At 71.3% G+C, this 24,545-nt stretch carries 17 protein-coding genes and 2 pseudogenes; 10 read left to right on the top strand and 9 right to left on the bottom strand.

The window, feature by feature from the left end; all coding sequences use genetic code 11:
- Window positions 1–95: 95 nt before the first annotated feature.
- From KGS77_RS23495 to KGS77_RS23475, 5 genes are all read left to right on the top strand, one after another.
- Complete coding sequence (locus KGS77_RS23495; protein WP_242584980.1) at window positions 96–1,124, top strand: Gfo/Idh/MocA family oxidoreductase; 1,029 nt, start codon at window positions 96–98, stop codon at window positions 1,122–1,124.
- A 328-nt stretch (window positions 1,125–1,452) separates the two neighbouring features.
- Window positions 1,453–1,659 carry a MarR family transcriptional regulator gene (locus tag KGS77_RS23490; protein ID WP_242584979.1) on the top strand — a complete coding sequence of 69 codons (207 nt, stop codon included), beginning with the start codon at window positions 1,453–1,455 and terminating at the stop codon, window positions 1,657–1,659.
- A 113-nt stretch (window positions 1,660–1,772) separates the two neighbouring features.
- Entirely contained in the window at window positions 1,773–2,735 is a 963-nt protein-coding gene (locus tag KGS77_RS23485; RefSeq protein ID WP_242584978.1) for a 2-dehydropantoate 2-reductase, read from the top strand.
- Window positions 2,736–2,792: 57 nt separating this feature from the next.
- Window positions 2,793–3,347, top strand: a complete 555-nt coding sequence (locus KGS77_RS23480; protein WP_242584977.1) for an SMI1/KNR4 family protein — start codon at window positions 2,793–2,795, stop codon at window positions 3,345–3,347.
- Between the two features lie 60 nt (window positions 3,348–3,407).
- A complete protein-coding gene (locus KGS77_RS23475) occupies window positions 3,408–4,409 on the top strand; it encodes a Gfo/Idh/MocA family oxidoreductase (RefSeq protein ID WP_242584976.1) in 1,002 nt (333 codons plus the stop codon).
- Between the two features lie 341 nt (window positions 4,410–4,750).
- Here the strand turns inward: KGS77_RS23475 and KGS77_RS23470 are convergent.
- Window positions 4,751–5,173: pseudogene (locus KGS77_RS23470) on the bottom strand (VTT domain-containing protein); the annotation flags it as partial.
- A 263-nt stretch (window positions 5,174–5,436) separates the two neighbouring features.
- Here KGS77_RS23470 and KGS77_RS23465 point away from each other — a divergent pair.
- Window positions 5,437–5,742 (top strand): heavy-metal-associated domain-containing protein, encoded by a 306-nt coding sequence (locus KGS77_RS23465; protein ID WP_242584975.1) that lies wholly within the window; start codon window positions 5,437–5,439, stop codon window positions 5,740–5,742.
- Between the two features lie 611 nt (window positions 5,743–6,353).
- Here the strand turns inward: KGS77_RS23465 and KGS77_RS23460 are convergent.
- The 5 genes and pseudogenes from KGS77_RS23460 to KGS77_RS23440 all read right to left on the bottom strand — a co-directional run bounded on the left by KGS77_RS23460 (window position 6,354) and on the right by KGS77_RS23440 (window position 13,583).
- Complete coding sequence (locus KGS77_RS23460) at window positions 6,354–7,643, bottom strand: citrate synthase (protein ID WP_242584974.1); 1,290 nt, start codon at window positions 7,641–7,643, stop codon at window positions 6,354–6,356.
- A gap of 211 nt (window positions 7,644–7,854) precedes the next feature.
- Complete coding sequence (locus KGS77_RS23455) at window positions 7,855–10,065, bottom strand: ATP-dependent RecD-like DNA helicase (protein ID WP_242584973.1); 2,211 nt, start codon at window positions 10,063–10,065, stop codon at window positions 7,855–7,857.
- 260 nt (window positions 10,066–10,325) lie between these two features.
- Window positions 10,326–11,186, bottom strand: a complete 861-nt coding sequence (locus KGS77_RS23450; protein WP_242584972.1) for a sugar phosphate isomerase/epimerase family protein — start codon at window positions 11,184–11,186, stop codon at window positions 10,326–10,328.
- Window positions 11,183–12,222: pseudogene (locus tag KGS77_RS23445) on the bottom strand (dihydrodipicolinate synthase family protein). Before KGS77_RS23445 ends, KGS77_RS23450 begins: the two are co-directional and overlap by 4 nt.
- Window positions 12,223–12,431: 209 nt before the next feature.
- Window positions 12,432–13,583 carry a Gfo/Idh/MocA family oxidoreductase gene (locus KGS77_RS23440; protein WP_242584971.1) on the bottom strand — a complete coding sequence of 384 codons (1,152 nt, stop codon included), beginning with the start codon at window positions 13,581–13,583 and terminating at the stop codon, window positions 12,432–12,434.
- Between the two features lie 272 nt (window positions 13,584–13,855).
- On the opposite strand from KGS77_RS23440, the gene KGS77_RS23435 reads away from it, so the two are divergent.
- Window positions 13,856–14,788 carry a bifunctional helix-turn-helix transcriptional regulator/GNAT family N-acetyltransferase gene (locus KGS77_RS23435; RefSeq protein WP_242584970.1) on the top strand — a complete coding sequence of 311 codons (933 nt, stop codon included), beginning with the start codon at window positions 13,856–13,858 and terminating at the stop codon, window positions 14,786–14,788.
- Window positions 14,789–14,837: 49 nt separating this feature from the next.
- Window positions 14,838–15,692 carry a sugar phosphate isomerase/epimerase family protein gene (locus KGS77_RS23430; protein ID WP_242584969.1) on the top strand — a complete coding sequence of 285 codons (855 nt, stop codon included), beginning with the start codon at window positions 14,838–14,840 and terminating at the stop codon, window positions 15,690–15,692.
- A gap of 167 nt (window positions 15,693–15,859) precedes the next feature.
- Here KGS77_RS23430 and KGS77_RS23425 read toward each other — a convergent pair whose 3' ends face one another.
- Window positions 15,860–16,897 (bottom strand): EamA family transporter, encoded by a 1,038-nt coding sequence (locus KGS77_RS23425; protein WP_242584968.1) that lies wholly within the window; start codon window positions 16,895–16,897, stop codon window positions 15,860–15,862.
- A 104-nt stretch (window positions 16,898–17,001) separates the two neighbouring features.
- On the opposite strand from KGS77_RS23425, the gene KGS77_RS23420 reads away from it, so the two are divergent.
- Window positions 17,002–17,919 (top strand): LysR family transcriptional regulator, encoded by a 918-nt coding sequence (locus KGS77_RS23420; RefSeq protein ID WP_242584967.1) that lies wholly within the window; start codon window positions 17,002–17,004, stop codon window positions 17,917–17,919.
- Between the two features lie 165 nt (window positions 17,920–18,084).
- Window positions 18,085–18,210 carry a hypothetical protein gene (locus KGS77_RS34675; protein ID WP_277994260.1) on the top strand — a complete coding sequence of 42 codons (126 nt, stop codon included), beginning with the start codon at window positions 18,085–18,087 and terminating at the stop codon, window positions 18,208–18,210.
- Between the two features lie 281 nt (window positions 18,211–18,491).
- On the opposite strand, the gene KGS77_RS23415 is transcribed toward KGS77_RS34675, so the two are convergent.
- Both KGS77_RS23415 and dnaE read right to left on the bottom strand, forming a co-directional pair.
- Window positions 18,492–20,522 carry a protein-arginine deiminase domain-containing protein gene (locus KGS77_RS23415; protein WP_242584966.1) on the bottom strand — a complete coding sequence of 677 codons (2,031 nt, stop codon included), beginning with the start codon at window positions 20,520–20,522 and terminating at the stop codon, window positions 18,492–18,494.
- Window positions 20,523–20,689: 167 nt separating this feature from the next.
- Window positions 20,690–24,286: a DNA polymerase III subunit alpha gene (gene dnaE / locus KGS77_RS23410; RefSeq protein ID WP_277994259.1), complete on the bottom strand. Its 3,597-nt coding sequence runs from the start codon at window positions 24,284–24,286 to the stop codon at window positions 20,690–20,692.
- Window positions 24,287–24,545 lie beyond the last annotated feature (259 nt).

Genomic DNA, 24,545 nt, shown 5'->3' with positions numbered 1-24,545 from the left:
CACGCGGGTCAAGAAGCCGGCAAGGCGAGGCGGGACGAGGCGAGGCGAGGCGAGGCAAGCAAGGAACGGCGAGGAACGGCGAGGAGAACCGGAAGATGAGTCAGCAGGCGCGACAGGCAGTGCTCGGCGTGGCCGTCATCGGCACCGGCCGCATGGGCGCCGACCACGTACGCCGTATCAACGACGTCATCAGCGGCGCACGGGTGGCGGCGGTCGTCGACATCGACGCGGACCGGGCCAAGGGCGTCGCCGCCGGGATCGAGGGGTGTGTGCCCTGCACCGACCCGGCCGCCGCCATGGCCCGCCCGGACGTCGACGCCGTACTGATCGCCACCCCGGGGCCGGCCCATGAGGCCGCGCTGCTGACCGCCTTCGGCCACGGCCTGCCCGTCCTGTGCGAGAAGCCGCTCACACCGGACCCGGCCGCCGCGCTACGGGTCCTGGCCGCCGAACAGCGACTGGGCCGGCGCCTGGTGCAGGTGGGTTTCATGCGCCGGTACGACGCCGACTATCTCCGGCTCAAGAGCCTTCTGGCCCAGGGCGCTTACGGACGTACGCTGATGCTGCGCCACAAGCACCGCAACGCCGCCACCCCGCCCGGCTTCACCGACGCCATGACGGTCCACGACTCGCTCGTCCACGAGATCGATGTGACGCGCTGGCTGCTGGAGGAGGAGATCACGGCCGTACGGGTGCTGCGGCCGGTCGCCACCGGCAGGGCGCCCGAGGGGCTGAGCGACCCGCAGCTCGTCCTCTTCGAGACCGCGGCCGGGCAGTTGGCGGACACGGAGCTGTTCCTCAACTGCGGCTTCGGCTACCAGGTCGGCTGCGAGGCGGTCTGTGAGGACGGCACCGCCCGGATCGGGGACGACCACGGGGTGTTCGTGAACGCCGCGGGGCGCTGGGGCGGGGAGATCACGCCCGGTTTCGTGGAGCGCTTCGAGGACGCGTACGACCGGCAGGTGCAGCGGTGGGTGGACGCGGCCCGGCGCGGCGAGGTCCGGGGGCCGGGCGTCTGGGACGGGTACGCGGCGGCGGCGGTGTGCGAGGCGGGCGTACGGGCTCAGGCCACCGGCGAGCGTGTGGCGGTCGAGCTGATCGAGCGGCCGGCGCTGTACCGCTGACCTGGTGGGGGCTGCTCTTTGTGCGGCCGGATCCGCCAGGCGGCCGACGGCCGGCGGTCGACGGCCGGCGGCTGGCGGTCGGCGGCTGGCGGTCGGCGGTCGTACGTAACGGATGTCCCACCATCTCCGGCCCATGACAGCCGTAGCCCGCCCGTCACGTCTGTCACCGTCGGGCGGGGCTTTGGTCACAGAGGATCAACAGCCCCTCCCCCTTTGCGGAACGTGTCGTTCATCGGGCACAGGCTGATTCATCGCCAGGCCGCACGCAGTACCTCCGCCGGCTCATCCCGGGCCGCCGCTGCGCGCGGCACAGGGAGGTGCGAGACACATGACCGACCGGAGGCTCTGGTCGTACAAGGAGATCGCCGCACACATCCGGGTGCAGCCGGACACCGTGCGCTCCTACCGCAAGCACGGTCTGCTGCCGACCCCGGACCTGGTGGAGAGCGGTAAGCCCTACTGGTTCGCCGACACCATCCGTCTGTGGGTGGCCCGCAGACCGGGCCACGGCGGGCGACGGGAGGACAGGGGCTGAACGGGAACCGTACGCAGGGGCCGGACCGGCACCGCGGCTGACGGGAGGACCGTGCGGGCCCCGCGCGCCGCCGTCCCCGGCACACCGCGCCGCGCGGGGCCTACGATCGAGGCATGTCCCCCTCGCCCCCGCCACCCGTACCGCCCCTGTCGCCCATACCGACGGCTCCGGCCGCGCCCAGCCGCATCGCCGTGATCGGCGGCGGGGCGATCGGCGGCTTCACGGCGGCGTTGGTCCACCGCGCCGGCCACGACGTCACCCTGTGCGTCCGTACGCCACTGGAGACCCTGACGGTCGAAAGCGAGGGCGCGGTCTTCGAGGCGCCGGTCACCGTGGCGAGCGCCCCGGACCGGGTCGGACCGGCCGACTGGGTGCTGCTGACCACCAAGGCCCAGGACACGGCAGGCACCGCCGGGTGGCTGGAGCGGCTGTGCGGGCCGGAGACGGTCGTGGCCGTACTGCAGAACGGCCTCGGCCACGAGCAGCGCGTAGCGCCCCTGGTGCCCGAGGGCACCGGAATCCTGCCCACGATCGTCTACATGTCCGTGGAGCGCACCGCGCCCGGCCGGATCGTCCATCACATAGCCAGCGAACTCCACGTACCCCAGGGGCCCTTGGCCGAACGTTTCGCCGCGCTGCTCGCCGGCAGCGGCATCGACGTCGTTCCGGAGGCGGACTTCGCGACGGCCGCCTGGCGCAAGCTGTTCACCAATCTCGCGGCCAACCCGCTCACCGCGCTCCTCCAGCAGCGCATGGGCATCTTCGCCGACCCCGGCATGGCCCGGCTCACCCGGGACCTGCTGCGCGAGGCCGCCGAGGTCGCGCGGGCCGAGGGAGCGGACATCGGCGAGGAGGACGTCCGGCGGACGCTGGAGATCTACACCCTGGTGCCGCCCGGCGGGGGCTCCTCGATGCTGTACGACCGGATGGCCGGGCGCCCGATGGAGCACGAGTACCTGACGGGCGCGGTGGTCCGCGCGGCCGAGCGGCACGGCATCGCCACGCCCCTGAACAGCATGCTGCTGACGCTGCTGCGCGCGGTCGACCGGGAGCTGCGGGCGGCGGGCGGCACCTGACGGCGGGGTCCCGGCAGGAGGCGGGAACGACACCGGGGAAGGGGATTGAGGAGCACCGTGGTTTCTCCTGTTCAGCGGCTCACCGGGGCCTTTCCGCCCCCGGCGGCTCCACGGGCCCACGACTGGCGGCGGGTGGAGAGCCGACTGGGAACCCGCCTTCCCGCGGATTACAAAGAGCTGATCGACACCTACGGCGGAGGCTGGTTCGACCAGGCCATCTGGGTCCTGGAACCCGGCAGTTCACTCGAACACTACGATCTCCTGGCCGAGAACGAGGGCCGTATGGAGGCGATCTCCAGGCTGTGGGAGCTGGGTGAGCCCCGGCCGGCCGAACTCGCGGCGGAGGACAGCCGTGTGATCGCCTGGGCCCTCACGGAAGACGGCGAGCATCTGTACTGGCTGGTGCGTCCCCGGCAGGATCCCGGGAGCTGGACGGTGCTCGTCAAGGAGGGGCGCGGTCCCCATTGGGAGCACCACCGCATGAGCTGCACGGAGTTCCTGGTGTCCGTCCTGGTGACCGGCGACGCGGAGTCGGAGATCTTCGACGAACTTCCGCTGGACGATCACCACTTCCGGAGTACCTCAGGTTTCGCCGTTCCAGACGTTCCATAAGGCATAAGGGGGCCGGAAGCCGGGCCGGAACCCGGACCGAGAACCGGAAGGAGCCGGCGCGTGAAGATCGGTCTGATCGGTACGGGGCGCATCGGGGCGTTCCACGCCGGGACGCTGAAGTCGCTGCCGGGCGTCGGGCGGGTCGTGGTCGCCGACGCCGACCCCGCGCGTGCCGGTGCCCTGGCGGACACGCTGGGCGTCGAATCCGCCGGCACGCCCGAACGGCTGTACGCGGACGGTCCGGACGGGGTGGTGATCACCGCGGCGACCAGCGCCCACGCCGAACTGATCCACCAGGCGCTGGACGCCGGTGTGCCGGTGTTCTGCGAGAAGCCGGTGGCGCTGGACGTGCCCGGCACGCTCGGCGTCGTGGAGCGCGTCCGGGCCGGCTCCGTACCCGTACAGATCGGTTTCCAGCGCCGGTTCGACCAGGGGTACCGAGCCGCCCGCGCGGCCCTGCGCGGCGGTGAACTCGGCTGGCTGCACACCCTGCGCGCCTGCACCAGTGACCGGACGCCGCCGCCCGCCGCCTTCCTGGCGACGTCCGGCGGGCTCTTCCACGACTGCGGCATCCACGACTTCGACATCCTGCGCTGGCTCACCGGTCGTGAGGTGGTCGGCGTGTACGCGCAGGGCGCCAACCGCGGCGCGCCGTACTTCTCCGAGGCCGGTGACGTGGACACCTGCGCGGCCCTGCTGCGGTTCGACGACGACACCCTGGCCACCGTCACCGCGACCCGCTACAACGGCGCGGGCCACGACGTCCGCCTGGAGGTCTGCGGCTCCAAGGGCGCCCGCTTCGTCGGCCTGGACGACCGTGCGCCGATGCCCAGCGCCCAGCCGGGTCTCTCGTGGCGGCAGGCCGCGCCGTACGCCACCTACATGGAGCGGTTCCACGACGCGTACGTCGCCGAGCTGACCGCCTTCACCGAGGTCGCGGCGGGCCGGGCGCAGAGCCCGTGCTCACCGGCCGAGGCGCTGGAAGCCCTGTACGTGGCGGAGGCGTGCGACCGTTCGCGCCGGACGGGTGAGCCGGTCACGATCGCCGACGTGCGCGGGTGAACCGTCGGCGCGTCCGGGTGGGCCTCCGGTGCGGGCGGGGAAACCCCCGGCGTACGTGGCTGGGCTGCTGACGTACGCGGCTGAGGGGCAGGCGGGCTGAGGGCCGGGTGGGCACGGGAGCCGTGCGGCGTGTCCGGAGCGTGCGGCGTGTCCGGAGCGTGCGGTGCGTCCGGAGCGTGCGGTGCGTCCGGAGCGTGCGGCGTCGCGGCCCGGTGTGCCGCGCGGTGGCGCGCCGTCCACTGCGCGAGGCTGCTCAGCGCGGCGACCGCGAGGGAGACGCCCAGACCGATGCCGGCGGCGTGGAGCGTATTGCCCGCCGCCATGCTGCCGAGGTAGCCCAGCCCCACCGAGTACGTGGCCCACACCGCCTCGGCGATCAGCGCGCCGAGTACGTACCGGCGCACCGGGTAGCGCACCACCCCGGACGCCAGCGCGCCGAGGATGCGCCCGCTGGGCAGGAAGCGGACCGCGACCACGAACGGCACGCCATGCCGCTGGATCCGCAGCGAGGCCCACTCCAGCGGGGCCCGCCACTTCGTACGGCGCAGCAGCCAGCTCCGTACGGGGCCGCCGAAGCGCCGTGCGGCCAGGTGCATCAGCAGGTCACCCAGTACCGCGCTGCCCGTGACGATCACCAGGACCAGCGCCAGGTGCAGACCTCCTTGGGACGCCAGGACCCCGGCGGTGACGAGCAGGGCGGAGTTGGGTACCAGCGGTGGCGCGGTGGTGAGCGCCAGCAGTCCGTACAGGGAGAGCAGGTGCACGGCTCTCGCCTCCTCGTTCCTCCCCCGAGCTCACATCTCCCAGGCTGACGCGCCGGGCGCCGGTCGGCAACGCGTACGACCGGGGTGGGCGGAAAGGGGAGCCGAGCGTGGCTCTATACCCCAGGGGGGTATAGAGTGGTGGTCATCGGAGGGCACCGGGAGTCCCGGGGTCCCGCACCCTCCGACGGGTGCGCACGACACCCGACACCCGGCACCCGGCACCCGGGCGACAACCAGCCACCACGAGGAGAATCGAGAATCCCATGACCGAGAACAGCTCCTGCTGCACCCCCGAGGGCTCCTGCCACTCCGGTTCCGCCGCCGAGGCCCAGGCGGGCGAGGTCCAGGCGAACGAGGTGACCACCACCTACAAGGTGAGCGGGATGACCTGCGGTCACTGCGAGGGGGCCGTCTCCTCCGAGATCTCGGAGATCCCCGGTGTCCGCTCGGTGAAGGCGGAGGCCACCACCGGGCTGGTGACCGTCGTCTCCGCCGCTCCGCTCGACGAGGAGGCCGTGCGCGCCGCCGTCGACGAGGCGGGGTACGAGCTGGCGGGCCAGGCGGCCTGAGCCGCCGGAAATCCCGAGCCTCCGGAAACACCGGAGTCACCGGAGTCACCGGAGAGGGAAGCTTCGGTTGTACGCCGCGCGAAGAACCTGTAGCGGCAGTCGACTTCCACAAAACTCTCACAAGTGACACAACACCCATACTCAAGGGCCTTGATCTCCAGATCGAGGCCCTTGACCACTTTCGCCCCCATATGGCAAGAGACGCAGATCACATTCATTCGAACGTAACCATCAAAGGGGGTCGTGAGTCTAACCGTGCGGTGCGGGTGCCCCGGCGGGCCCGTACCGCGACGGCCAGGCTGGTCTTGGGGGACCTCGCCCGGCTACCGCGTGGCCGGGGCGACGTGCCCGGGGAGCTTGAGCGGCCCTCCCGTACGTGCGCGTCCCGGCAGATCGCGGCAGGGCTCACCCAGACGCCCGGACGGATCCCGTGGGGGGAATCCGACCCGGGAGAAGGGAAGCGCCCCGCTCTCCGGACCCGTGGGGGGATCTGGAGGCGGGGCGCTTTCCGTATTCCGCTTTCCGCATTCCGTACGCAGCCGCGATTCCCTGCACGGCCACGCTTCCTCACGCAGCCGCGGTCGCGGTCGTACAGACGCCGGGCCGGCGGCTCAGCGCTCCTGGACCGGCACGAAGTCGCGCTCGACGACCCCGGTGTAGATCTGGCGCGGGCGGCCGATGCGGGAACCCGGCTCCTTGATCATCTCGTGCCACTGGGCGATCCAGCCGGGGAGCCGGCCGAGCGCGAAGAGCACGGTGAACATCTCGGTCGGGAAGCCCATGGCCCGGTAGATCAGGCCGGTGTAGAAGTCGACGTTCGGGTAGAGCTTGCGCTCGACGAAGTAGTCGTCGGAGAGCGCGTGCTCCTCCAGCCGCAGGGCGATGTCCAGCAGCTCGTCGGACTTGCCGAGCGCGGAGAGGACGTCGTGCGCCGCCGCCTTGATGATCTTCGCCCGGGGGTCGAAATTCTTGTAGACGCGGTGCCCGAAGCCCATGAGCTTCACGCCGTCTTCCTTGTTCTTCACCTTGCGGATGAAGGAGTCGACGTCGCCGCCGTCACGCTGGATGCCCTCCAGCATCTCCAGCACGGACTGGTTGGCACCGCCGTGCAGGGGACCCCACAGCGCGTTGATGCCGGCCGAGATCGAGGCGAACAGGTTCGCCTGCGAGGAGCCGACCAGGCGCACGGTGGAGGTCGAGCAGTTCTGCTCGTGGTCCGCGTGCAGGATCAGCAGCTTGTCCAGCGCGCTGACCACGACCGGGTCGAGCTCGTATTCGGCCGCGGGCACCGAGAAGGTCATCCGCAGGAAGTTCTCGACGTAACCGAGGTCGTTGCTCGGGTAGACGACCGGGTGGCCGACCGACTTCTTGTAGGCGTACGCCGCGATCGTCGGGAGCTTGGCCAGCAGCCGGATCGTGGAGATGTGGCGCTGGTGCTCGTCGAACGGGTTGTGGCTGTCCTGGTAGAACGTCGACAGCGCGCTGACCACGGAGGACAGCATCGCCATCGGGTGGGCGTCGCGCGGGAAGCCGTCGTAGAACCGCTTGACGTCCTCGTGCAGCAGGGTGTGGTAGGTGATGTCCTGCTTGAAGGCCGCCAACTGGTCGACGGTGGGCAGCTCACCGTTGATGAGCAGATACGCGGTCTCGACGAAGGTGCTGCGCTCCGCGAGCTGCTCGATCGGGTAGCCGCGGTAGCGGAGGATCCCGTTCTCACCGTCGAGATAGGTGATCGCGGATTTGTACGCGGCGGTGTTGCCGTAACCGGAATCCAGGGTCACCAGACCGGTCTGGGCGCGCAGCTTCGAGATGTCGAAGCCCTTGTCGCCGACACTGCTGTCGACGACCGGGTAGCTGTATTCGCCGTCCCCGTAACGCAGTACTACAGAGTTGTCGCTCACGTCATCCCTCACCGACGTTGTGCCTCTTCTTCGAGGTGCCCTGACTGCCTATACCTTCCCCCATTTGGCCCTTGCGTGTGCACTCGGGGTCGGCCATAGGGCCCTATGGCGGCACTCAGTGCCGCCGAAGTGCCCATCCTGCTCCCCTTCGCCCCGATTGGGGAAGTGCTGACACGAAGGGCTGACATCACATCGCAGGTTCCCCCGCACATCACATCGCACCCCCCAGCCGGTGATCGAGTGCGGTGCACCGCCGCCCGGCGGACACGGTGCGTACAGCCTGGCCCAGGGCTTTGCGGGAGCCGACCAGCACCACCAGTCGTTTTGCCCGGGTAACAGCCGTATAAAGCAGATTGCGCTGCAACATCATCCAGGCGCCGGTGGTGACCGGAATCACCACGGCCGGATACTCGCTGCCCTGGGACCTGTGGATGGTCACGGCGTAGGCGTGCGCCAGCTCGTCCAGCTCGTCGAAGTCGTACGGAACCTCCTCGTCCTCGTCCGTGAGCACCGTCAGCCGCTGCTCGTCCGGGTCGAGGGCGGTGACCACCCCGACCGTGCCGTTGAAGACGCCGTTGCGGCCCTTCTCGTAGTTGTTGCGGATCTGGGTGACCTTGTCGCCGACACGGAAGACCCGGCCGCCGAAGCGGCGCTCGGCCAGGCCGGGGCGGGGCGGGGTGACGGCCTCCTGGAGCAGCCCGTTCAGCGTGCCCGCGCCGGCCGGGCCGCGGTGCATGGGCGCCAGCACCTGGACGTCACGGCGCGGGTCCAGGCCGAACCTCGCCGGGATACGGCGGGCGGCCACGTCCACCGTGAGCCGCCCGGCCTCCTCGGTGTCCTCCTCGGGGAAGAGGAAGAAGTCCGGCAGCCCGGAAGTGATCGGCGGCACACCTGAGTTGATGCGGTGGGCGTTGGTGACGACCCCGGACTGCTGGGCCTGCCGGAAGATCCGGGTCAGCCGTACGGCGGGGACCGGGCCGCCCGGCGCGAGCAGGTCGCGCAGCACCTCGCCGGCTCCCACGGAGGGGAGCTGGTCCACGTCCCCCACCAGCAGGAGGTGGGCGCCGGGCGGCACGGCCTTGACGAGCTTGTTGGCGAGCAGCAGGTCCAGCATGGACGCCTCGTCGACCACCACCAGGTCGGCGTCCAGCGGCCGGTCCTTGTCGTAAGCCGCGTCGCCGCCCGGCTTGAGCTCCAGCAGCCGGTGGACGGTGGACGCCTCGGCCCCGGTCAGCTCCGAGAGGCGCTTGGCGGCCCGGCCCGTGGGCGCGGCGAGCACCACCTTCGCCTTCTTGGCGCGGGCCAGCTCCACCACGGAGCGCACGGTGAAGGACTTGCCGCAGCCCGGCCCGCCGGTGAGCACCGCGACCTTCTCGGTGAGCGCCAGCTTCACCGCCGCCTGCTGTTCGGGGGCCAGCTCGGCGCCCGTACGGTCCGCCAGCCACGCCAGCGCCTTGTCCCAGGCGACCGACCGGAAGGAGGGCAGCCGGTCCTCGTCCGTCCGCAGCAGCCGCTTGAGCTGGCTCGCCAGGGACAGCTCGGCACGGTGGAAGGGGACCAGATACACGGCGGTGACCGGGTCGCCGCCGTCCGCCGCCGGAACGGTCTCGCGGACCACCCCTTCCGGATCCTCCGCCAGCTCGGCCAGGCAGTCGATGACCAGGCCGGTGTCGACCTGGAGCAGCTTGACGGCGTCGGAGATCAACTGCTCCTGCGGCAGGAAGCAGTGGCCCTGGTCGGTGGACTGCGACAGGGCGTACTGCAGGCCCGCCTTGGCGCGGTCGGGGCTGTCGTGCGGGATGCCGACGGCCTGGGCGATGCGGTCGGCGGTCAGGAAGCCGATGCCCCACACGTCGGCGGCCAGCCGGTAGGGCTGGTTCTTCACGACGGAGATCGAGGCGTCGCCGTACTTCTTGTAGATGCGTACCGCGATGGAGGTCGAGACCCCGACGCCCTGGAGGAAGACCATGACCTCCTTGATGGCCTTCTGCTCCTCCCAGGCCGCGCCGATCATCTTCGTACGCTTGGGGCCGAGGCCGGGTACCTCGATCAGGCGCTCCGGCTGCTGCTCGATGATGTCCAGGGTGTCCGTGCCGAAGTGTTCGGTGATGCGGTCGGCGATCCTCGGGCCGATGCCCTTGATCAGGCCGGACCCGAGATAGCGGCGGATGCCCTGGATGGTGGCGGGCAGGACCGTGGTGTAGTTCTCGACCGTGAACTGCCGCCCGTACTGGGGATGGGAGCCCCAGCGGCCCTCCATGCGCAGCGACTCCCCCGGCTGCGCGCCGAGCAGCGATCCCACGACCGTGAGGAGTTCGCCCGCGCCACGGCCGGTGTCCACCCGGGCGACCGTGTAGCCGCTCTCCTCATTGGCATAGGTGATCCGCTCCAGAACCCCTTCGACCACGGCTGGTGTGAACATGAGCCGACGGTACCGCCAGGGTCCGACATCGCGCCGGGGCTGTGGACAGGCGGGAAACCGGGCTGTGGACAACTGCGGACGGAGCCGGGCCGGGCGGCCCGGGAAAGCTGCGAGGGGCCCGGTCCATCGACCGGGCCCCTCGGTCCCCCTCCAAATCAGCCCCCCCGAATCCCCCGGATTCCTCCCCCTTGGGGCCTGATGACATATACGACCCCTCCGGGCGGAGAACGGTTGCAGCAATTCGGTGAGTTATTTCTTCGTTACCTGTTGTGCAGGACGTGGGCGGCGAACCGCTCGATGGTTTCCTCCAGAACGTCGGTTCCGTCCCGTTCCCACAGTGCCGGGTTGAAGATCTCCACCTCAATGGGACCGGTGTAACCGGCCGCGTCGGTTCGCTCCCGGAACCAGCGCAGGTCCACCGACCCGTCCCCGAGCTGGCCACGCCCCAGCAGAACCCCTTCGGGCAGCGGGGTGACCCAATCCGCGAGCTGGAAGGCCGCGATCCGGCCCGTCGCCCCCGCGCGGGCGATCTGGGCGGCGACCGAGTCGTCCCACCACAGGTGATAGGTGTCCACCACCACACCCATACGGTCGGCGGGGAACCGCTCGGCGAGGTCCAGGGCCTGGGCGAGGGTGGAGACCACACAGCGGTCCGCCGCGTACATGGGGTGCAGCGGTTCGATCGCGGGCCGCACGCCCCGCTCGGCGGCGTAGGGAACCAGCTCGGCCAGCGCGTCCGCGACCCGTTCGCGCGCTCCGCGCAGGTCCTTCTCCCCGGGCGGCAGGCCCCCGCAGACCAGGACCAGCGTGCCGGTGCCCAGGGCCGCCGCCTCGTCGACGGCGGCCCGGTTGTTCTCCAGCGCCGCGGCCCGCCCCGCCGGGTCGGCGGCGGTCAGGAAGCCGCCCCGGCACAGGCTGGTGACGCTCAGTCCGGCGTCGCGTACGAGCCGGGCGGCGGCGGCCGTACCGTACTCCTGGACCGGCCCGCGCCACAGTCCCACGCCGCGCACGCCCGCCTTCGCGCAGCCCGTGACCAGTTCCGGCAGCGTCCACTGGCGGACGGTCTGCTGATTGACGCTCAGGCGGGCCAGGGCTGCCTCACGCGCGTACGTACCGGTCATGCCCCGGCTCCGTACACCGCGAGCAGCTTTCCCATACGGGCTCGGGCGAGGTCGGGGTCGGGGAACAGGCCGAGCCCGGCGGCGAGTTCGTACGCCCTCCTCAGGTGGGGCAGGGAACGCGCCGACTGGAGGCCGCCGACCATGGTGAAGTGCGACTGGTGACCGGCGAGCCACGCCAGGAGGACCACGCCGGTCTTGTAGTAGCGGGTCGGCGCCCGGAAGAGGTGCCGGGCGAGCGCCACGGTCGGGTCCAGCACCTGGTGGAAGCCGGCCGGGTCCCCGGCGTCCAGGCGGCGTACGGCCTCGGCCGCCAGGGGTGCGAGCGGGTCGAAGACGCCCAGCAGCGCGTGGCTGAAGCCGTGGGCGTCGCCCGCGATCAGCTCGGGGTAGTGGAGGTCGTCACCCGTGTAGCAGCGCACGCCTTCAGGGAGGCGGCGGCGGAGCCGGATCTCGCGCCCGGCGTCGAGGAGGGAGATCTTCACCCCGTCCACCTTGGCGCGGTGGCCGGTGATGATGCGCAGCAGTGTCCCGGTGGCCTCGTCCGGATCCGTACTGCCCCAATAGCCGTTCAGGGCCGGGTCGAACATGGGACCGAGCCAGTGCAGGATGACCGGGCGGGCGGCCTGCCGCAGCAGATGGCCGTAGACCTCCTGGTAGTCCTCCGGGCCGGTGGCGGTCGCGGCGAGCTGCCGGGAGGCCATGAGGACCGCCTGCGCGCCGGAGTCCTCCACGAGGGCGAGCTGTTCCTCATAGGCATCACGGACGTCGGCGAGCTTCAAGGGGACTCCGGGGGCGGGGAGTTGGTCCGTACCCACCCCGCAGGCCAGGCGCCCGCCGGCCGTCCGGGCCTCGGCGGCGGACCGGCGGATCAGCTCCGCCGCGGCCGGCCAGTCCAGGCCCGTGCCGCGCTGCGCGGTGTCCATGGCCTCGGCCACGCCCAGGCCGTGCGACCACAAGTGGCGGCGGAAGGCGAGGGTGGCATCCCAGTCGACGGCCGCCGGGCCCTCGGGGTGGTGTCGGCGAGCGGGTCGGCCACGACGTGGGCCGCGGCGAAGAAGGTACGGGAAGGGCCGGAGGGTTTCTCTGCGCCCTCGGGGCCGGCACCGGGGCGTACGTGACCGTATGTGTGGCCGTGGCCGCTCTCGTCGCCTCGGCCGTGGCCGTTTCCATAGCCCTGGCCGTTTCCATGGCTGTGGCCGTGGCCGTTTCCATGGCCGTGGCCGTTTCCATAGCCGTTCGGCGCGGTCACAGCACCGGCTCCGGTACGTCCAGCCGGCAGCCCCGGGCCGAGGACTCCAGGCCCAGTTCGGCGAGCTGGACGCCGCGCGCGCCGGCCAGCAGGTCCCAGCGCCAGGGCGCGTCCCGCAGAACGTGGCGCAGGAACAGCTCCCACTGGACCTTGAAGGCATTGCCGAACGTCTCGTTGTCGGGCACCTCCTGCCACTGCTCGCAAAAGCGCCCATCCGCTGGGACATCCGGGTCCCATACGGGCCTGGGGGTGGTGCCGCGGTGCTGGACGCGGCAGTGGCGCAGCCCGGCGACGGCCGAGCCTTCCGTACCGTCGACCTGGAACTCCAGCAGCTCCTCTCGGTGCACCCGCACCGTCCAGGAGGAGTTGATCTGTGCCACGATCCCGCCGTCCAGTTGGAAGATCCCGTAGGCCGCGTCGTCCGCCGTGGCGTCGTACGGCGTTCCGTGCTCGTCCCAGCGACGGGGAAGGTGCGTGGTGACATGCGCCTGCACGGTCCGTACGGGGCCGAACAGCTCGCGCAGGACGTACTCCCAGTGCGGGAACATGTCCATGGCGATGCCACCGCCGTCCTCGGCGCGGTAGTTCCACGAGGGGCGCTGCGCCTGCTGCCGGTCTCCTTCGAACACCCAGTAGCCGAACTCCCCCCGTACGGACAGGACGCGCCCGAAGAAGCCGTCGTCGGCCAGCCGCTTGAGCTTGCGCAGCCCGGGCAGGAAGAGCTTGTCCTGGACGACGCCGTTCTTGACGCCGGCCTCCCGCGCCAGCCGGGCCAGCGCGAGGGCGCCTTCCAGGCCGGCGGCGGTGGGTTTCTCGCAGTAGACGTGCTTCCCCGCGGCGATCGCCCGGCGTACGGCGCTCTCGCGGGCGGCGGTCACCTGGGCGTCGAAGTAGATGTCCACGCTGTCGTCACCGAGGACCGCGTCCAGGTCGGTGGTCCAGTGGTCCACCCCGTACCGTTCGGCCAGCGCCCGGAGCCTGGCCCCGGAGCGGCCGACGAGGACGGGTTCGGGCCGCGCCACCGTGCCGTCGCCGAGGTCCAGCCCGCCCTGTCCGCGCAGGGCGAGGATCGAACGGACCAGGTGCTGGCGGTGCCCCATGCGCCCGGTCACGCCGTTCATGGCGATGCGTACGGTCTGGCTCGACACTGCCCGGGGCCTCCCGCGTAGAGAGCGCGTATGTACGGAGCTCGCGTTGCGGCTTACGGAGCAAGCGTTGCGGCTCCCGGCGAAGCTAGCTCGCGCCGTGCCGGGCCGCCAAGAGGCGCGAGCGCGCGTCGGCACCCGGCGTCGAGTGATGGCGAATCGACGTCAGGCGGCGACGTCAAGCGAGGACGTCAACCCGCGCCAGACTTTTTCACCCTTGACCGAGTCAAGCATCTCGCTAAGCTTGACTCAGTCAACGTTAGGCGGAACAGGCGATGGCCGTCCAGGAAATCCGCAGGTTCAACCGCTTCTACACCAACCTCATCGGCGCACTCGATTACGGCCGCCACCTCTACACCCCGTACACCCTCACCGAGGCACGGCTGCTCTACGAACTCGCCCACAGCCGGCGGGTGGACGCCGCCGATCTCCGGGTCTCGCTGTCCCTGGACGCGGGTTACCTCAGCCGCCTCCTGACGAAGTTCGAGGAGCGCGAGCTGATCACTCGTAGCCGCTCGGACAAGGACAGCCGGCGCCGGTGCGTCATGCTCACCGAGCGCGGCAGACAGGCCGCGGACCTGCTGGAGGAGCGCTCACGCGAGTCGGCGGGCACGCTCTTGGACCGGGTTCCGGCACCGGACCGGCCGCGCCTGGTCGCGTCGATGGAAACCATACGGAAGCTGCTCGGGGACGGCGCGGGGCAGGCCGAGGCGAAACTGCGGCTGCGCTCACCCGAGCCCGGCGACCTCGGCTGGATGGTGCAGCGCAACGCCGCGCTCTACGCCGAGGAGTACGGCTTCGACCTCTCCTACGAAGCCCTGGTCGCGGAGATCGTCGCGGGGTACGTGCGCCATTACCACCCGCAGTGGGACCGGACGTGGATAGCCGAGCTGGACGGCGAACGGGTCGGCGCGGTCATGTGCGTACGGGAGACGGCCGACGACCAGGAGCCGCCCCATACCGCCCGGCTGCGGCTGCTCCTGGTCGAACCCGGCGCGCGCGGGCGCGGCATCGGGGGCGAGCTGGTGGCCGCGTGTGTCGATTTCGCCCGAACGGCCGGGTACCGCGAGATGGTGCTGTGGACGAACTCCGTCCTGCATGCAGCCCGTGTGCTCTATGAGCGTGCCGGTTTCGAACTGACGGCTGAGGAGCCGCACCACAGTTTCGGCCGGAAACTTGTCGGACAGGACTGGCGTCTGGTGCTGTGATGTCATGAGCGATGTGCGGTGTGCTTTTTCGACCCTCGGAGTACCCGGAATGCCGCCGGGGGAGGTGGCCCGGCTGGCGGCCCGCGCCGGCTTCGCCGGGGTGGAGCTGCGCGCCCACCCCGAGGAACCGGTCAGCCCGCGCATCGATGCGCGGCAACGGGCCGATGTGCGTGCGGAGTTCGCGCGGGCGGGGGTGGAGATCCTGGCCGTCGCCGGCTACGCGCGGGTCGCCGAGGCCCGTGACGAGCGGGGGGAGGAGGAACTGGCGGCGGAGCTGACCGATCTGGTGCTGCTCGCCGCCGAGCTGGAGGCTCCGTACGTACGGGTCTTCCCCGGGGGCGGCGACCGCCCGGCGGCCGAGGCGGACGCGGACGCCGCCAGGCACCTGGCCGCCGTGGCGCCGTACGCCGCGGAACGGGGCGTACGCGTCCTCCTGGAAACCCATGACTCGCATCCCACGGGCGCGGACGCCACCCGCGTCCTGGGCGCCGTGGGCCACAAGAACATCGGCGCGCTGTGGGACGTGCTGCACCCGTGGCGGGCCGGCGAGGCCCCGGCCGACACATATGCGGCGCTCGCCCCGTACCTCGGATACGTCCAGGTCAAGGACGTGGCCTCGGCGCAGGACACCACTCCCCTGCCACTCGGCGCCGGCACGCTGCCGCTGGAGGAGTGCCTGGCGCCGCTGCGGGAGGCGGGATGGGACGGCTGGCTCTGCTGGGAGTACGAGAAACGCTGGTATCCGCACGCCACGGACCTCCCGGCCCTGCTGGCCCCGGGCCTGGCCCACCTCTGGCAACTCCTGACGACAGGCGGGGCGGGCGGGACCAGCAGGTCCGCTCCGTGTGGCAGGACCGATGGAACGGGCGGACCCGGTGGGGCCGACCCCTTCCGTACGGGCTGAGCGCGGCCGGGTGCCCCGCTCCCCGGGCCGCTCAGACGGGCCCCGGTCGGCAGGACCGACCGAGGAGCCAGAAGGACCGGAAGGATCGAAAGGACTAGAAGAAGCGGAGGGAACAGAAGGAGCGGAAGGGGCAGAAGAAGCTGGACGAACCCGAAGGACTTAAGAACTCAAGGACTTGAGGCGCCGGACGGGCCGGGAAGGGCGGTCGAAACGGCGGGGTCGACCGGGACGGCCGACGTGGCGGCGTCGGCGGCGGGCGCCGTGGTGACGGAGGCCGTGGCGGCGGGGGCTGCGGTGAGGGGGGCCGTGGTGGCGGGTTCCGGGTCGCGTACGGGCCCGTCGCGCCGGCCGAGGCGGCCCGCCATGGAGATCAGGCCCACGCCGCCCACGAGCAGGGCGGCAGCCACCCACTGGGCCGCGTCGATGTGCTCGCCCAGGAACAGCGCGGCCGAGGTCATGCCGAAGACCGGGACCAGGAGGGAGAAGGGGGCCACGGTGGACGCGTCGTACGTACGCAGCAGGTGGTTCCAGATGCCGAAACCCAGGAGGGTAACGACCCAGCCGACGTAGAGCACCGCGCCCGCGCCGGACCAGTCGAGGGAGGCCAGGGCCGCCCGGTCGGCCGCCGGACCCTCGAAGAGAAGGGAGAGCAGCAGCAGCGGCAGTACGGGGACGGCGCTCACCCACACCATGAAGCTCACCGGGTCCGACGGTGCCGCCTTGCGGGTCAGGACGTTGGACACGCCCCACATCAGCGCCGCCGCGATGACCAGGGCGAAGGCGAGCACTGGTCCGGAGGTCCCCTGGGCCACGGCCGCGACCGCGATGCCGGACAGCGCCACGGCCATCCCCGCGATCCGTACCGGGCCGGGCCGTTCACCGAGTACCACCGCGGCGATGACCGCGGTGAAGACGGCCTGGACCTGGACGACCAGCGAGGAGAGCCCCGCCGGCATCCCCTGGTTCATGCCGAGGAAAAGGAGGCCGAACTTGGCAACGCCCAGCACCAGTCCGATCGCGATGACCCAGCGCCAGGCGACCGGCGGCCGGCCGACGAAGAAGACGGCGGGCAGTGCGGCCACCAGGAAGCGCAGCGCGCAGAAGAGCAGCGGCGGAAAGTGGCCGAGTCCGGTTTCGATGACAACGAAATTGAGTCCCCAGGAAGCCGCGACTGCCACGGCCAGGGCGATATGGACGGGTCGCATGTTTCTCAGGATCACCGGAGTGGATCGTGTAGCACCAGCGCGCGTTTCTTCATGGTTGGATGTAGCAACGCTCAACGTTCGAAGAGGGTAAGAGGGTGGCCCGCATGCTCGATCTGTCCCGGCTGCGGGCGCTGCACGCGGTGGCCGTGCACGGCTCGGTGGGCGCCGCCGCCGAGTCCCTCGGCTACACCCCCTCGGCGGTCTCCCAGCAGATAGCCAAACTGGAACGGGAAACCCGTACCACCCTGCTGGAACGCCGTGGCCGCGGTATCGCCTTGACCGACGCCGCCGAGGAACTCGCCGCCACCGCCCAGCAGTTGCTGAACCTGGTGGAGCAGGCGGAGACCGACCTGGAGGAGCGGCGCGGCCGTCCGGCCGGGCGGCTGATGATCGGCGCGTTCGCCTCCGCCGCCCGGGGCCTGCTGCCCGGCGCGCTCGCCGGCCTCGGCAGCCGGCACCCCTCCCTGGACACCCGGCTCCTGGAGATCGACCCGCATCTGTCCGTGGAGCTGGTCGCCCGCGGCGCCATCGACCTGGCCGTCACCCACGACTGGGACATCTCCTCCCTCCCCGCGCCCGCCGGCACCGAGCGGGCCGTCATCGGAGACGACCCGTCGACCCTCGTCGTCCCGGCCGGGCACCCCCTGGCCGTACGGACCGAGGTACGCCGCGAGGAACTGGGGGGCCACCGCTGGATATGCCAGCCGCCCGGCTCCGTGTGCCACGACTGGCTGGTGCACACCCTGCGCGCGGCCGGACACGAACCCGACCTGGCCTACCAGGTGGCCGAGTACCACACACAGGTGGCGCTGGTCGCGGCCGGCCTCGGTGTCGCACTGGTCCCCCGGCTCGGTACCGGCCCACTGCCGCAGGGAGCGGTGTCCGTGCCCCTACGACCGGCGCCGACACGACGGCTGTACGCGGTATGGCGCACCGGCGCGGCCCGCCGCCCGGCCATCACCGAGGCGGTCCGAGCTCTTCAGGACCAGTGGGCGACCGTACAGGCCCCGGTCGACCGCTGACATGACACGGTCAGGTACTCGGTACGAACGTGCCCAAGTACTCGGTACGGACGCGCCGCGGGCCACCGGCTCGTGTCACGCCCTTCACCCACGCACCATTTCCCGGTCACCGGGTTCGTACGGGAACCCGTCGGGCGCCCCGTCCGTCAAAGGTGCGTGCTGTCGGTGAGTCTTCGCAGAGCGGTGTCGGCCTCGCTGCTGGCTGCGTCGCTGACCACCCTCTCCGCCGCCTGCGACCGGCAGCACCCCGCCACCGGCGCACCCCCCTCCAACCGCGCCGGTGGCGGATGACCCGCTACCGGGCCGACCACGGCTCAGCCCTCCGCCGGGACCTGGGTCCGGCTCAGGACTTGGCGCGGTACGCCTCCTGGCTGCCCCCTGCCCCTGCCCCCTGCCCTCAACGCGGCGTCTGCGCGAACGGCAGCTCGACGCGGGTGCAGCAGCCCGCCGGGCAGGCGTATGCCCTGGTCGTGCCGATCGCTCACGGGCGTCGACTTCATGAGACGCGGTACGTCGACCGGGTGGCGGCCTGAAGGCGGGCGCAGGCGGCCCAAAGGGCAAGCGCAGGTAACTCAGTCGCGTTCGGTCCACCACGGCCGGGTGCCGTCCAGGCTGCGCAGGGCGTTGGTCGCGCAGTGCACTTCGCCGCCGACGGTGCCGAAGTGGTGGGCGTAGTCCCAGTCCTCCACCCAGGCGATCCGGGTGCCGGTCCGGCGCAGGGCCCGCTGCGTGGCCTGCTCGAAGTCGTCCGTGCCGCCTGCCTCGGGGGCGTGCTGACGTGGTGCCAGGTACACGCCGGTGCCGGTGCTGACGCCGTTGGCCGCGCCGGGCAGGTAGTTGGCCACCACGTCGTGGCGCGGGTATCCGGCGGGCAGGTCGAGCCTGGTGAACAGGGCGGGAACGCGTACGATGTCGCGCTCCGTCAGCCCGGCCCCCTCCCGCAGCGTGCGCAGGGCCTTGTCGATGCCCCGCCGGGCGATCTCGGTGCCATGGGTGAGGGAGGGCTTGCGCAGTGCTTCGGAGATGGTCGGTCCGGGGTCCTCGGTGTCCTTCGGGGCGACCCCCCGCACCAGCGGCCGGCTGCCCTGCCCCTGCTCGGCGAGGTCGGTGAGCAGTTTCCGGCCGAGTACGGGGTCGGCGACGACGGCCACCCAGCCGCGGGCGTTGTGCGCCGGGACGAAGGACAGGAACTCGTCGATGTGCCCGACCCCCAGCCAACCGGTGTCCAGGGCGATGGGCCGCTGGTAGCCCTGTGCGGCGAGCATGCGGGTGAAGGCGGGGTCCGGGGACTCCTTGCCGCCGGTCCCGCCGTAGACGATCCGCCCGACCGGGTAGCGGTGGCCACGCCAGGAATACGGCGGGAGGGTGCCGAAGTTCCCGGTGGAGCTGAAGGAGCCGTAGTACCGGCTGTCGTCGCTGCCGACGCGCCGGGGATCGTACTGCTGGAGCACTCCCGTACCGGGGCCGCGGAGCAGGGGGAAGGCGCTGCGCGAGGCGTCCCTGAGCGGGAAGGCGGGTGTCGCCGTGCCCGGCATCACATCCGCGGAACGCACCACGACACGGATGCGGTGCTCGCCGCCGCCCGGAGCGGGGATGGAGGCGTAGGCCATCTTGAACAGGTCCTGCATCCACACGTCCCCGCCCGTGGGGTAGTTGTACAGGGGTGCGCGCAGCCCGGCCCGGTCCAGGCCGCGGCGCAGGTCACGGCGGAACGCGGCCTCCCCGGGCCGTACGGGCGCGGGCTGCGCGGACGGGTCGTAGCGCTTGCCGCGCTCCACCTCCGCCGGCGCGGTGGTGTGGTCGGCCGTCATCACCCGCCGTAGGGGCATCAGGTCGTGCTCGGAGACCAGCGGTGCGACCTTGAGCCGTACCCGGTCCTCGGCGGTGTCGTGGCCGCGGCTGGTCCTCAGGACGATGTCGGCGAAGCCGTTCCACCGCTTCGGGTCGCGTACGAAGTCCCGGGCCTCGACGCCCAGCCGGGCACCGTGGCGCAGTTCCCGCGTGGTCAGCCGGTCGCCGGGCGACAGCGCGACCATACGGCCGTGCCGTTCGGCGAAGATCCGCACGTGGTACCGGGCGGCGGGGTCGGCCGCGACCGTGGCGGTGGTACCGGCCCGGACGTGCGGGACGGCGTTGATCTGTACGGGCGCGAGGTCGGCGAGGTCGGCCTTGCCGTTGACGACGGTGTCCGCGGCGTCGTGGCAGCCGGCGAGGCGGTCGTCGGGCAGCCGTGTGGCCCCGGGGCCCGCGGTGGCACAGCGCCGCTGGTCGTCGTCCACGTTGGGCAGCATCAGCGCGCCGCGGCTGCGCGTCCACCCGGCTTTCCCGGGGTCGTCGTCCGGGGTGAGGCGGCCGTCGCGGTTGGTGTCCGCCCGCAGTGCCGGTCCGGGCGGGGCCGCCTGCGCGGGGCCTGCCTGTGAGGTTCCGGCCGCGACCACGAGGAGGGCCGCTGCCCAGGCGCCTGCTCTCGCGGGGGCAGGACGGCGGCGCCCACGGCGGGGACGGCCTTCGCGGCGGCGGCCGGGGGCGGCGAAGGGCGGGGCGGGCGAGGCGAGCGGGGCAGGTGGAGCAGCGTCGTCGGGTGGAGCAGCGTCGTCGGTCATGTCCCCACTTTCCGCGAGGGGGAAACTGCCACACATCTGCCGGAAAGCAGACTTCCGACGAGGAACGGCGGCCGTCTCGTCCTCTCGCCCCCGCATGAGCGGAAGACCGCCGGCGACGACGCCGGACAGGTCGGGCCGCCACCGGCCACCGGCCACCGCCGGGCGGATCAGCCCGCGCCCAGCCAGACGTCCGGGCCGAAGGCGCCCTTGATGTCGGAGGCGAGGGAGGTGGGGTCCACCAGGAAGCCCAGCTCGTAGACGGTCGTCCTGTGGGGGGAGCGTACGCGCATCTGCACCGGGTGCTGGCCGTGGTGCGCGGTCAGGATGCGCTTGAGTTCCGCGACGGCCGACTCGGTGACCCGGTGGGCGGCGAAGGCGAGCTGCACGGGGAGCCGCCCGCCGCTCTCGGCCGCCGAGACGTCCAGCACCTGGAGTTCCTGCCCGTAGAGGTTGACCGCGCCGTCCCGCTCGTTGAGCCGGCCCTGGACGCAGACCACGCTGTCGGGGAGCAGCGCGTGCTGGACCAGGCCGTAGACGGCGGGGAAGTACAGGACCTCCATCTCGCCGTCGCGGTCGGCGAGGCCGGCGATGGCCCAGGCGTTGCCCTGCTTGGTCATCCGGCGGTCGACGCCGGTGAGGAGGCCGGACAGGCGTACGGTGCCCTGGGTGCGGCCGGAGGCGATCAGTTCGCTGATGGTGGTGTCGCGGTGGCGGGCCAGGATGTGTTCGGTGCCGTCCAGCGGGTGCGCCGAGACGTACATCCCCAGCATCTCCCGTTCGGTGGCCAGGAGCTGCTTGCGGGGCCACTCGCCCTCGCCGATGGGGAAGTCCAGGCCGAAGGCGGACTCCTGGGCGCTGTCCGTGCCGTCCAGGGCGGCGAAGAGGTTGTCCTGTCCGAAGGCGGCGGCCTTCTTCACGGGAATGATCGCGTCGATGGCCGCCTCGTGGGCGCCGGCCAGCCCTTTGCGGGTGTGCCCCAGGGAGTCGAACGCACCGGCTTTGATCAGGGAGTCCACGGCCCGTTTGTTCAGGGCGGTGATGTCGGCCTTGTCCAGGAAGTCGGAGAAGGAGGAGTACTTGCCCTTGGTCTTACGGGAGGTCACCAGGGCCTCGATGACGCCCTCCCCGACGTTGCGTACGGAGCGCAGACCGAACCGTACGTCGTCGCCGACGGCGGTGAAGTCGGCGACCGACTCGTTGATGTCCGGCGGCAGCACCTGCACCCCGGCCTTGCGGGCATCGGCCAGGTAGACGCCCGCCTTGTCCTTGTCATCACCCACCGAGGTGAGCAGCGCGGCCATGTACTCGGCCGGGAAGTTGGCCTTGAGGTAGGCGGTCCAGTAGGACACCAGCCCGTAGCCGGCGGTGTGCGATTTGTTGAAGGCGTAGCCGGAGAAGGGGAGCATGACGTCCCACAGCGCCTTGACGGACTCCTCGCTGTAGCCGTTGGCCCGCATGCCGCCGTGGAATTTCTCCCACTCGGCGGCCAGCACCTCGGGCTTCTTCTTGCCCATGGCCCGGCGCAGCAGGTCGGCGCCGCCCAGGGTGTAGCCGGCGAGCTGCCGGGCGATGGCCATGATCTGCTCCTGGTAGATGAGCAGGTGGAAGGTGTTGCCGAGGATCGGCTCCAGGGCGTCCTTCAGCTCGGGGTGGATCGGGGTGATCTCCTGGCGGCCGGTCTTGCGGTGGGCGTAGTTGGTGTGGGCGTTGGCCGCCATGGGGCCCGGCCGGTACAGGGCCAGGGCGGCGGCGATGTCCTCGAAGCGGGACGGCTCCATGAGTTTGAGCAGGGTGCGCATGCCGCCGCCGTCGAGCTGGAAGACCCCGAAGGTCTCGCCGCGGGCCAGGAGCTGGAAGGTGGCGGCGTCGTCCAGGGGGATCGACTGCGCGCCGGGCGCAGGGACGGTGTCGGTGGTGATGGTGGTGCCGCGGTTCTCCCGTACGTTCTCCAGGGCCTGGTCGATGACGCCCAGGTTCCGCAGGCCCAGGAAGTCCATCTTGACCAGGCCCATGTCCTCGCAGGACGGGTAGTCGAAGCCGGTGATCTTCACGCCGTCCTTGGCGCGCATGTGCAGCGGGATGCGGTCGGTGAGCCGGGTCTTGGAGAGGATGACCGCGGCGGCGTGCACCCCGGTGTTGCGGATCAGGCCCTCGACGCCCTTGGCGCCGTCCACCACCCGCTTGACGTCCGGCTCCGCCTCGTACAGCGCCCGGATCTCGCCGGCCTCGCCGTACCGGGGGTGCTCGGGGTCGAAGATGCCGCTGATCGGGATGGACTTGCCCATCACGTCGCCGGGCAGGGCCTTGGTGATCCGCTCGCCGTGGGCGAAGGGGTAGCCGAGCAGCCGGGAGGTGTCCTTGATCGCGTTCTTGGCCTTGAGCTTGCCGAAGGTGTTGACCATCGCGGTGTACTCGTCGCCGTACTTCTCCACCACGTAGCGCACCATCCGGTCCCGCCGGCGGTCGTCGAAGTCCAGGTCGACGTCGGGCGGGTTGATGCGCTCGGGGTTCAGGAACCTCTCGAAGAGCAGGCCGTGCTCCAGCGGGCACAGCTCGGTGATGCGGGTGGCGTACGCGACGATGGAACCGGTCGCCGATCCGCGCCCCGGACCCACGGGGATCCTGTTCTCCCGGGCGTAGCGGCAGATGTCGGCGACGACCAGGAAGTAGGAGGAGAAGCCCATCGGGCCGATGACCTTCATCTCCGTCTCGAACCGCTCCAGGACGTGTTCGGGGACCGGTGCGCCGTAGCGCATCTCCAGTCCCCGCAGCACCTCCTTGCGCAGCCAGCTCTCCTGGGTCTCGCCCTCGGGGACGTCCGGGTACTGCGGCATCTCGTCCTCGTGCGCGAAGACCTCTTCGTAGGACTCGACGCGCTCGGCGATCAGCAGCGTGTTGTCGCACGCCTGGGGCAGTTCGGCGAACAGTTCCCGCATCTGGGCGGCGGTCTTCAGGTAGTAGCCGGTGCCGTTGAACCGGAACCGGTTCGGGTCGTCCTTGTTCTTGCCCACGCCGATGCACAGGAGGTTGTCGTGCGCGTCGGCGTGTTCTTCCAGGACGTAGTGCGCGTCGTTGGTGGCCAGCAGCGGGATGTCCAGGTCCTTGGCCAGGCGCAGCAGGTCGCCGCGGACGTTGCGCTCCAGGTCCAGGCCGTGGTCCATCAGTTCCAGGAAGTAGCTGTCCTTCCCGAAGATGTCCTGGTAGGCCCCGGCGACCTCCCGCGCCTGGGGGTACTGGTTCAGGCGCAGCCGGGTCTGGACGGCTCCCGAGGGACAGCCGGTGGTCGCGATGATGCCCTGCGCGTGCTCGGAGATCAGCTCCATGTCCATGCGCGGCTTGCCGGCCGGGAACTGCCCGGTGTAACCGGCCTCGGTCGAGAGGTGGAACAGGTTCCGCAGGCCCTGGACGTTCTGCGCCCACATGGTCATGTGGGTGAACCGGCCGCCGCCGGAGACGTCCTTGGACCCCTCCCCGTCGTCCGCCATGGCCCGAACCCCGCCGGGCCCCCAGAACTCCTGCTTGCGGTGGCGGCGCGAGGACGGGGCGACGTACGCCTCGATCCCGATGACCGGCTTGACGTCGTCGAAGCCCTTGGCCACCTGCTGGAACTCATACGCCCCGAACATGTTGCCGTGGTCGGACATGGCGATGGCCGGCATGCCCTGGCGGGCGACCTCGGTGAACATCGGCTTCAGGCGCTGGGCGCCGTCGAGCATCGAGTACTCGGTGTGGTTGTGCAGATGGACGAAGCTGTCGCCGGACACCGGGCAGGCACCTCCGGGGGTCGCGGGAGGGGCCTCACCCTATGCCCCGGGAGCCCGGTGCCATGCCGTTACGGCCGAGCTGCCGCCACGTTCGGCGGACGGTCCCGCGCTGACCTCGCGCTATCGCGGGAAACGGCGGTGGGATGTGTTGACCGGGCGTCAACCGCGCGTGAGCACCGTAAGGAATCCACCGCGCCGACGGAGGGCGGGCCCTTGCGGGTCCCCCGACCGGCCCCGCCTGCGAGCATTGACCGGCTGT

It is taken from the genome of Streptomyces sp. MST-110588 (assembly GCF_022695595.1).
Lineage (GTDB): Bacteria > Actinomycetota > Actinomycetes > Streptomycetales > Streptomycetaceae > Streptomyces.
The sequence above is the reverse complement of the archived record's forward strand: the minus strand, read 5'-3'. Positions and strand labels throughout refer to the sequence as shown.